The sequence below is a fragment of the Ochrobactrum sp. C6C9 genome (genome assembly GCF_022627935.1).
GTDB lineage: Bacteria > Pseudomonadota > Alphaproteobacteria > Rhizobiales > Rhizobiaceae > Brucella > Brucella teleogrylli.
Genome location: NZ_JABXGB010000002.1, coordinates 247,939 through 255,750, shown reverse-complemented (window position 1 = coordinate 255,750; position 7,812 = coordinate 247,939). Strand labels below are relative to the sequence as shown.

Here is a 7,812-nt window from a genome sequence, read left to right as displayed (position 1 = left end):
TCGGGATAACAAAGGCACCGAGATAAAATGAGCGGATATAAGAGCGAGAACACCGTCGCAACCAAAGGCGGCAAGCTGTTTGAGCATTATTGCGATGCAAAGGGCTGCAAGGCGTGGGGATCGTTCGGCTACAAGACCGGATATGGTCAACTCTGGTTCTGCCGCGAGCATAAACAGGAAGGCGAAGACGCTCTGGCAGGCAGAAAGAAATAGGCGCCCGTTCACAGGCGCCCGTTGGAATTACCTTCCAGTCTTGCATCCTTTGCCGGTACGGCAGTGACTTTCTGGCTTCCAGCTAGCCATAGCCGACGCTGTAGATGCCCCAGCCAAGAGTAACGCCATCGCGATAATTGCAAATTTCATAGCACCCTCCAATATTCCCTTCCCCTGCGGAAGGTTGGAGTACATTCAACCAATTCAGACCTGGAGATGAAATACGCCATCCGCCGTATTTCGACATGGCTGGACGGAAACGATAAGCGCCCTACATTTCCAGCAAACGGGAGGCGCGCATGTGCGGACGATTTACCCAGACCTATACGTGGGCTGAGATTTACCACATGTACAATCTCACCAACACGACGCCTCGGAACATCCAGCCTCGCTACAATATCGCGCCGACCACGCAAGTGGGCGTCATAACGCAGAAAGACGGCGCACTCGACTATTCAGAAATGCGTTGGTGGCTCGTGCCCAACTGGTGGTCGAAGGATTTGAAGAGTGTTCCAGCTACTTTCAACGCACGGTCTGAAGAGATCGCCAGCAAGCCAATGTTTCGCTCCGCCTTTAAAAGCACCCGTTGTCTTATCCCGGCCTCTGGTTTTTTTGAATGGACCGGCCCGAAAGAGGCGCGCCAGCCTTGGTTCATCTCCGCTAAAGACGGGAAGCCCCTCACCTTCGCAGGCCTGCATGAGACGTGGCGCGACCGAACTACCGGCGAAGAGGTGAAAAGCTGCACGATAATCACCTGCGCCGCTAACGACTTCATGGCAAAAATTCACACCCGAATGCCCGTCATCTTGGACGAGAAGGACTGGCACCTCTGGTTGTCAGAGCCACGTGAAGATTTGCTCAAACCCGCAAATGACGACGTACTGCAAGCGTGGCGCGTGTCGCCCCAGGTTAACAACAGTCGCTACACTGGCGATGACACCATGGTGGAGGTGCACGATGAAAGGCCCGAAGCGTGAAGGTGAATACGACGATCGCGATCTGGATTGTCAATTTCAGCTAGAATCCTCGCTATGGGAACTGATCGACCTTGCGCAAGAAGCAGGATGGGGTGAAGCCGAGGCGGCAAATGCAATCATCGAATTGGCGATGAATCGAATTCTACAGCATGACGCGAGCGAGGAAGATAATGCGAAAATAGCCGATGCCGTGGAGGAGTGGCGCAAGTCGCACCATTAGATCGCAACAACTTCCGCGGACACAAGGCAGGAGGCTGTCATGGCGCCAGATCACCTTCACCATTGTTTGTTAGATATCGGCTGGACGCCAGAAATCTTGGCGCGAAAGCTCGAATGCCATGTCTCTCTTGTGGAGGCTTGGCTGTCTGGCGAACAGGAAGTGCCGCTCAAGGCGGGCGTATGGATAACCACTTTAGCGGCCTGCCATCGAGCCGCCGAAGAAGGCAGGCCTACATCTCTCAAAGGCAGAAAGTTTAAAGCCTGACGGCGTGCACCAGCGATGGGCCGCCCTGCAAAAAACTTGGGAAGATAAAAGTTTGCCCATTTTCTTTAGACGAATATTAGCTACCATTAATGTGTATATCGGGTTGTGCTAAGCAACACCCCTACCGATATGCTGCCCCAACGCCGGCCGAAAGCGTTGGGGCTTTACTTTTTTGACCGTATGGGTATATTTTTGTCGTCCTATTAGGAGGGATACAGTTGCCTTGCCCCGCGCGGTTTTCGCTGCGGGGTTCTTTTTTAAATGGAATTTCGACACGGTATCAGTTGGACATCCGCATGAAAACTGCGCCCCAGTAATCATATTCCTCCTTCGTGCCGTTTGCCCATGCATTGAAAGCAGTCCATGCAACACTGGTTTTAGCGTGTTCCCCAAATCTTTCGTAGGCGCAGTCGATCATTTGGTCGGCTGGCACGTCGGCGTATTCCTTAAAATCGATCTTTATCCCGTCGTCAAAATTCATTGTCGCGTCCTCCTCAAAACATGAGGATAGCCACAATTGACAGAAACGCAAAAACCGCCCCGAAGGGGCGGCTCGCTTCAATAAGAACATTCTTGAAGAAGCGTTAACGGCATTTTGCCGCCGCTAGATGTGGTGGAGCGCCAGACACGAAACCCCAATTTGCGAAATTTACGCTAGACAACATTGACAATATGCCAGTTTTGGCATATGTTGAGACCAGGAGCAACTAATGGAGGGTTCAATATGCATGGGAAAACACTATTAAGTGTTCAGGAGAAATTTTGCTGTGAAAGATATATACTGGCTTGGGTCAACGCTTAAAGATATACGCGACTTTCCACCGGAGGTCCGCCAAGAAGTGGGTTTCTCACTTCATATGGCTCAAAATGGCGACAAGGCCCTTAATGTAACTCCGTTGGTGGGATTTGGCGGGGCAAGCGTCTTGGAGGTCATCTCGAATGGAGAAGGCGGTACATTCAGGGCCGTCTATACCGTTCGTTTTGGGGATGCTGTCTACGTCCTGCACGCTTTTCAAAAGAAGTCAAAACGTGGGATAGCAACACCTAAGAAGGAACTAAACCTGATAAAAGAGCGCCTGAAGGCTGCTGAGGAACACTACCTCCAGCTTCAAAGGGTCGGCTCATCGGAGAAAAAGAATGTCGGAACGGATGGATAAGAATATCCCTATTGTAAAGGGTTCTGGGGATGTCTTTGCCGATCTCGGTATCCAGCTAACCGAAAGAGACGAACTGAAAATAGCTGTGGCTGCTGAGATTACTAAGCTCATTGAATCACGTGGTTTAACTCAGAAGGAAGCCTCGGAAATTTTAGGTACTGACCAAGCAAAGGTATCTAACATTACACGAGGACGTCTAAGCGGATTTAGCCTAGATCGCCTGCTAGGCTTCCTTATCGCACTGGGCTTTAATGTGGATATCCATTTATCCAAGAACGAAGGGGTTCATGGGAAAGTGACAGTTCACACACCGCAAAAGTTAGCGTGCGGTTGAATCATTAGCTTCGATTGGAAGCAAACCCCGCTTCGGCGGGGTTTTTCATTTCTTGGCCGGGGCGCCCGATTATTACCTATGAAAATAGCCCCAGAGTTTGAGGGTGTTCTCGTAGAGCGAAGCAATGCCAACGATGATCGCGAGAACGGTAATTGCTACCCATTTACCAACGCGCCCCAATGTTTGCAGCGTTTCCCAAAGGGTCATTACGCCTTCGAGGTTCGAGATATCCTTGTCATCCAGCTTCGAAAGGAACTCTTTCGTATGGTCTGGAAGCTCGATCATGCGGTTTACGGTCGGTGCTTCTGTGTCCATTGGCGTCATGCCCTCCATCCGCACATTCTTGCACCACGTTCATTATGAGCCAACATCGCTGATACCTCCCGATCAGTCATAGCCGCCAGAGCGGCAGGAGAAGGCCGCAAAGGACTCGCGACCAAACAGAACGAGCCTTGTGGGCTGGCGCATGCCGAGAGGAGACATAGCGCGCAAAGTGCAATCACCTTGACCATTTCGATAGCCTTTCGCGGTTCTGCTGAGGCTCGCGGCCCGCCACTGCTGCGTCAATTTCATCGGCAACAGATCGCGCTCCAGCGCTTTCCTCCTGTTGTCGCGACTTTTCAACACCCTTCCCATCTGAGCGGCCCTTCAGGTAAAGGCCGAGCGCCCCGGCGATAACCAGGGCGATATATGCCACCCATCCATTCGAAGCGGCGATAAGGCCAATGATTGCTTCAAGCATGGTCGGTTTCTCCTGCCTTGTATCGTAGAAGGCGAGCCTTCTTGTTGATCCGGTGGCGGTCGTACAGCCACCAAAGGAACACGATACCGTTCACGATGACGCCAATCAGCGCGTCGGCTGCGCCATCATCCAGCCAGCCGCGAGCAATCAGGAAGCCGCCCGCCACCTGAAGGATTTGCCGGATGATCGGAATAAGAAGGGCGATATCCATCACTGCCCCTTTCCGAAGATTGCGAGAATTGCCCGGAATAGATCGGCCCAGAAGCCGGTTGAGATTTCCGTGGACGGTTTCCCGACCTCGGGTTTCGCATCGGATACCGGCGTGAGGAATTGCTTTCGCTCTGCCTCGCGTCGGATTGTCAGCCCCTTGAGCACCTGTTTCTTGCCGTTGATGGTGATCTTGTTCCAGACAAGGAACTGATCGGCTGCGGCCTGCCTGTCGCCAGCATTGAGACGCTTCAGCAAGGTCGAACCTTTGAAAGCGCCAGCACCGACATTGAACGCGAAGCTAACGAGAGCATCGAATTCATTCTGATTGAGCGGAACCTTAACCGCCGACGATACAGATACTTCGAAGGTCGCAAGGTCACGCGACAGGATTTCTGAGGCTTCCGCCGCCGTGATCCTCATTCCAGCCGTGACTTTTGGCGATCCTGCCGCTGACGTATGGCCGACGCCGATAGTCCAAATCCCGGCGCTATCCTTGTAGGCCGTCAATTCAACGCCTTCGCGCTGTTCGATGAGCTTTCGCCCTGCTGCACTGGTTTTCATGGATTTACCTTTCAGGCACAAAAAAACCGCCTCTCTGGGCGGCGGTTGTCGTCAGATTGTTTGGTTGGTCAGACGGTCGAGAATTGTTCCCAAACCGGGTCAACCTGATCGTCGGTCAATCCAAGTAACGGGATAAGCTGCACGATAAGAGGATGAAGCCGCCTAAACTCACTCGCGAAATCCCATTCGATTGTCGCTTCTGATTTCGCGGGCTCGGGCAATGCGTTGATGGCGGTCTGAACGCCTGCCAGCTTTTCAAGGTGCAGCAGCCCCAACCTGATTTGACGCGCCGTCAGGTTGGGCATTCGTTCGCGCTTTTCCTCGGGCGTAAGGGTAGGTTCGGTATAAGGCGTGACAACGTTGCCGTCTGCCTCCCATTCCGCCAGCATGACGCGGTGACGGTTTCCCATGTCGTCGGGTACGGACATTTCAACGCCGTCGATTACTGCGAGGATGGAGCCGTGTTCTGTGTATTTTGCTTCGGTAATCATGGCTTAAAGCTCCGCGTCTGCCTTCCAAGAAAAGGAATTTAGCTGCATCCCCGTTGCATTGGATGCGACGATAAAATGGGACGCAGCGCCCCCGGCTGTCACCGCCGACCCCACCCCAATCACGAGGCTAATGGTAGGCGGCAGTCTTTTCTCTTGCTTGTATGAAACAGACATTTGCTGTTGCGCCGTACCCGAGTTACCGGGTTGCGTCCAAGACACGTTTCCGAGCGATGCCTCATAATACCGCTGACACAACGCCAACTCTTGCTGAATGTGGCGCGGCGAAAACGGGTCAACTTCGGCGGTTGCGTCTCCTTTGACAAGGGACACGCGAGAGATATCAATACTCGCATTTGGCGAAGTGTGGAGCCAACCAAAGAATAGGTTCAGATAGTTGGATGACCCTATCGATTTTCCAGTAATCGAAGGCAGATCAAACACCCGTGTTACTTTCTGCCACGAAGTTGTCACGTTGACACTGGGCAATGTCGTCCACACGCTGGGGCTGGGAGAATTATCCGTTCCAAAATTCTGCTCAAACTTTGGCGTGATAACAGTCGGAGCGGATCCTTTTATGTAGAACGTAAGCGTTGCTTTTTGCCCTTGCAGGGTCCTGACGTTTTCGACCTTTTGCTGCAAGCTGATTTCGGAGCTTCCTGCTACCGTTCTAATCCAGCGCAGATAAAACGTTGGGTTCCCCGGAATATCTGTTTGACCGGTATCATGAACAATTCTCACGATGCTACTTGAAGCGCCGGAAACACTTAAGCCGAGATACCAACGATCCAAGGTGTAACCGGAAGATGTAAATGGCCCTTGTCTCTGTTGAATATCAAAACCACCGTTGATGATCTGGTTGCGAAAGCCCGCAAGAACATCGGCCCCGATATTGGCTCTGGCCTGCCCCTGCTGCGCCAGCGTCAACGTTTGCGGGCCATACGAAACAGCCGTAGCGCCTTCGATATTCACCCAATCCACATCGTTCGGGTCGCTGCTTGCCTTAGCCAGAATTTGACCAGCTGTGCCTCCCGGCGCTTGAACGGCACTGTCAGCCTTCGCAAGGGACGCCTGAGTAGCGGCAGACAACGAAAGCGAGCGATCTGCCGAAAGGTCGCCGCCTCCGGAAAGACCAGCGCCCGCATTGATGACTCGGGATGGCTGAACGGCGCTATCTGCCTTTGCAAGCGATGCAACCGACGCCGCGTTAAGAGCGAGTGTCCGATCCGCTGTAAGGTTGCCGCCGCCAGTAAGGCCGGTCCCGGCGGATATTGCCCGAGCTGGCTGTACCGCGCTGTCAGCTTTAGCCAAGCTTCCCAGCGTGGTTGCATCAAGGGAAACGGTGCGATCCGCTGCGAGCGAACCACCACCCGTCAGGCCAACCCCGGCGATCACTTGGCGAGCGGGTTGCACCGCACTATTCGCAAGGGCGAGGCTCGCAATCGATGCAGAATTGAGCGCAATTTCCCTGTTAGCGGCCAGCGTGCCGCCACCGGTGAGCCCTGCGCCTGCCGAAATGGTAAGCGTCGGCTGGACTGCCGTGTCAGCCTTATTCCCCTGCTGTGCAGTTGCGAAGCGCTGCCCGCCGAGCGTTTCAATGGCTTGTGAAACGCGCAAAGGCGTCATCGTCGTTGCGTTGTTGAGCCCTTCGCGTGCCATTGCTTCGGTTGAATATGGCCGAACGGCATCCGCCGCCCGCTGCAAGGTAGTGCGACGGGTTGAAGGGCCATCAATGGCGATATTGTCAATCGGGGCCGGATTGAGTTCTTCCGGCAGTTCGTTAATTCTTAGACGAAGGTCAGCCATTACACGCCCGTCCTGATGATAAAGTTCATGATGATAGAAGGCTGCACATTCAAGTGAGCCTGATTACCGCCCCGGCTATCGGTTTGAATGCCGTGGGCATGGTTTCCAGCAACGCCCGTGGTGCCGAACAACAGAACATCGCCACCGCCGCCATTTGAGGGCGCAAGATAATTGCCTGCCCCCTGCGTATTCCCGCGTGTGGAGAAGTTGGCATGAGCGTGATCGCCAGCCACTGTGGTACTGCCGCCGTGGGAGTGAAACGGCATTTGCCCTTCGGAGAGGACAACATTCTGAGCACCACCTGTTGCGCCAAGCGTGGTTGCTGCAATCCCTGATCCCGCCGCTGTAAGGCGGTTGGCAGCTGGTCCTCCCATGTCGTCACGCCCCACAGCAATGCGACCGCGCAGATCAGGAATGTTGAACGTCGATCCGTTGTCACCAGCGCCAAAACTGGTTCCGATGACTGCGAAAAGTGCGGAATAGGTCGTGCGTGACACGGCTTGCCCATAGCAAAGCAGCCAGCCTTGTGGCGCGGTATCGCCCGCGAATGTTTTCACCTCGCCAATAGGCACCGCCGCGTCGAGCAGCTTCTTACTGACCGCATCGCCGGGATTAACGGCGTCACCTAGATCGGTCACCAGAAATCCACTCATCGAAAGATTGCGGATTGCAGGAGTTGACCCGTCGCGCTTCAAGCACTGGGAAAGCGCCTGCGCAACATCCTCGAAAGGTATATTGTGCTGTTCAGCCAGCACCTTTTCACCTGTCGTCGCCCGATAAATGGGCGGCAGGCTATATCTGCCGTTGCTATCGAAGGGCATACGTTTCTCCAATAAAAAA

14 protein-coding genes are annotated in these 7,812 nt (G+C 53.9%); 6 read left to right on the top strand and 8 right to left on the bottom strand.

The annotated features are described in order from the left end of the window. Positions 1-27 precede the first annotated feature (27 nt). The 4 genes from HWD97_RS02670 to HWD97_RS02655 all read left to right on the top strand — a co-directional run bounded on the left by HWD97_RS02670 (position 28) and on the right by HWD97_RS02655 (position 1,674). On the top strand, positions 28-213 hold the full coding sequence (locus HWD97_RS02670) for a hypothetical protein (RefSeq protein ID WP_371834676.1): 186 nt from the start codon (positions 28-30) through the stop codon (positions 211-213). A gap of 299 nt (positions 214-512) precedes the next feature. Further along, the gene (locus HWD97_RS02665) at positions 513-1,190 is read left to right on the top strand and encodes an SOS response-associated peptidase (protein WP_371834675.1); all 678 of its coding nucleotides are present in this window, start codon (positions 513-515) and stop codon (positions 1,188-1,190) included. Next, positions 1,171-1,410 (top strand): hypothetical protein, encoded by a 240-nt coding sequence (locus HWD97_RS02660; protein ID WP_371834674.1) that lies wholly within the window; start codon positions 1,171-1,173, stop codon positions 1,408-1,410. Before HWD97_RS02665 ends, HWD97_RS02660 begins: the two co-directional genes overlap by 20 nt. Before the next feature lie 39 nt (positions 1,411-1,449). Next, positions 1,450-1,674 carry a hypothetical protein gene (locus HWD97_RS02655; protein ID WP_371834673.1) on the top strand — a complete coding sequence of 75 codons (225 nt, stop codon included), beginning with the start codon at positions 1,450-1,452 and terminating at the stop codon, positions 1,672-1,674. Positions 1,675-1,954: 280 nt separating this feature from the next. On the opposite strand, the gene HWD97_RS02650 is transcribed toward HWD97_RS02655, so the two are convergent. Beyond that, positions 1,955-2,155, bottom strand: coding sequence for a hypothetical protein (locus HWD97_RS02650; RefSeq protein ID WP_371834672.1), 201 nt, complete (start codon positions 2,153-2,155; stop codon positions 1,955-1,957). 286 nt (positions 2,156-2,441) lie between these two features. Between HWD97_RS02650 and HWD97_RS02645 the strand changes: the two genes are divergently transcribed. Both HWD97_RS02645 and HWD97_RS02640 read left to right on the top strand, forming a co-directional pair. Beyond that, complete coding sequence (locus HWD97_RS02645) at positions 2,442-2,831, top strand: type II toxin-antitoxin system RelE/ParE family toxin (RefSeq protein WP_371834671.1); 390 nt, start codon at positions 2,442-2,444, stop codon at positions 2,829-2,831. After that, positions 2,812-3,165, top strand: coding sequence for a helix-turn-helix domain-containing protein (locus HWD97_RS02640; RefSeq protein WP_198517407.1), 354 nt, complete (start codon positions 2,812-2,814; stop codon positions 3,163-3,165). Before HWD97_RS02645 ends, HWD97_RS02640 begins: the two co-directional genes overlap by 20 nt. A gap of 72 nt (positions 3,166-3,237) precedes the next feature. On the opposite strand, the gene HWD97_RS02635 is transcribed toward HWD97_RS02640, so the two are convergent. The 7 genes from HWD97_RS02635 to HWD97_RS02605 form a co-directional block, all read right to left on the bottom strand. Beyond that, positions 3,238-3,480 (bottom strand): hypothetical protein, encoded by a 243-nt coding sequence (locus HWD97_RS02635; protein WP_371834670.1) that lies wholly within the window; start codon positions 3,478-3,480, stop codon positions 3,238-3,240. A 184-nt stretch (positions 3,481-3,664) separates the two neighbouring features. Then, positions 3,665-3,907: a hypothetical protein gene (locus HWD97_RS02630; protein ID WP_371834669.1), complete on the bottom strand. Its 243-nt coding sequence runs from the start codon at positions 3,905-3,907 to the stop codon at positions 3,665-3,667. Then, on the bottom strand, positions 3,900-4,118 hold the full coding sequence (locus HWD97_RS02625; protein ID WP_371834679.1) for a hypothetical protein: 219 nt from the start codon (positions 4,116-4,118) through the stop codon (positions 3,900-3,902). Before HWD97_RS02625 ends, HWD97_RS02630 begins: the two co-directional genes overlap by 8 nt. Beyond that, the gene (locus tag HWD97_RS02620) at positions 4,118-4,678 is read right to left on the bottom strand and encodes a lysozyme (protein ID WP_371834668.1); all 561 of its coding nucleotides are present in this window, start codon (positions 4,676-4,678) and stop codon (positions 4,118-4,120) included. Before HWD97_RS02620 ends, HWD97_RS02625 begins: the two co-directional genes overlap by 1 nt. 68 nt (positions 4,679-4,746) lie before the next feature. Further along, complete coding sequence (locus HWD97_RS02615) at positions 4,747-5,169, bottom strand: hypothetical protein (protein ID WP_371834667.1); 423 nt, start codon at positions 5,167-5,169, stop codon at positions 4,747-4,749. 3 nt (positions 5,170-5,172) lie between these two features. Beyond that, a complete protein-coding gene (locus HWD97_RS02610) occupies positions 5,173-6,972 on the bottom strand; it encodes a hypothetical protein (protein WP_371834666.1) in 1,800 nt (599 codons plus the stop codon). Next, the gene (locus HWD97_RS02605; RefSeq protein WP_371834665.1) at positions 6,972-7,793 is read right to left on the bottom strand and encodes a phage tail protein; all 822 of its coding nucleotides are present in this window, start codon (positions 7,791-7,793) and stop codon (positions 6,972-6,974) included. The genes HWD97_RS02610 and HWD97_RS02605 overlap by 1 nt, the downstream gene beginning before the upstream one ends. Positions 7,794-7,812: the final 19 nt, after the last annotated feature.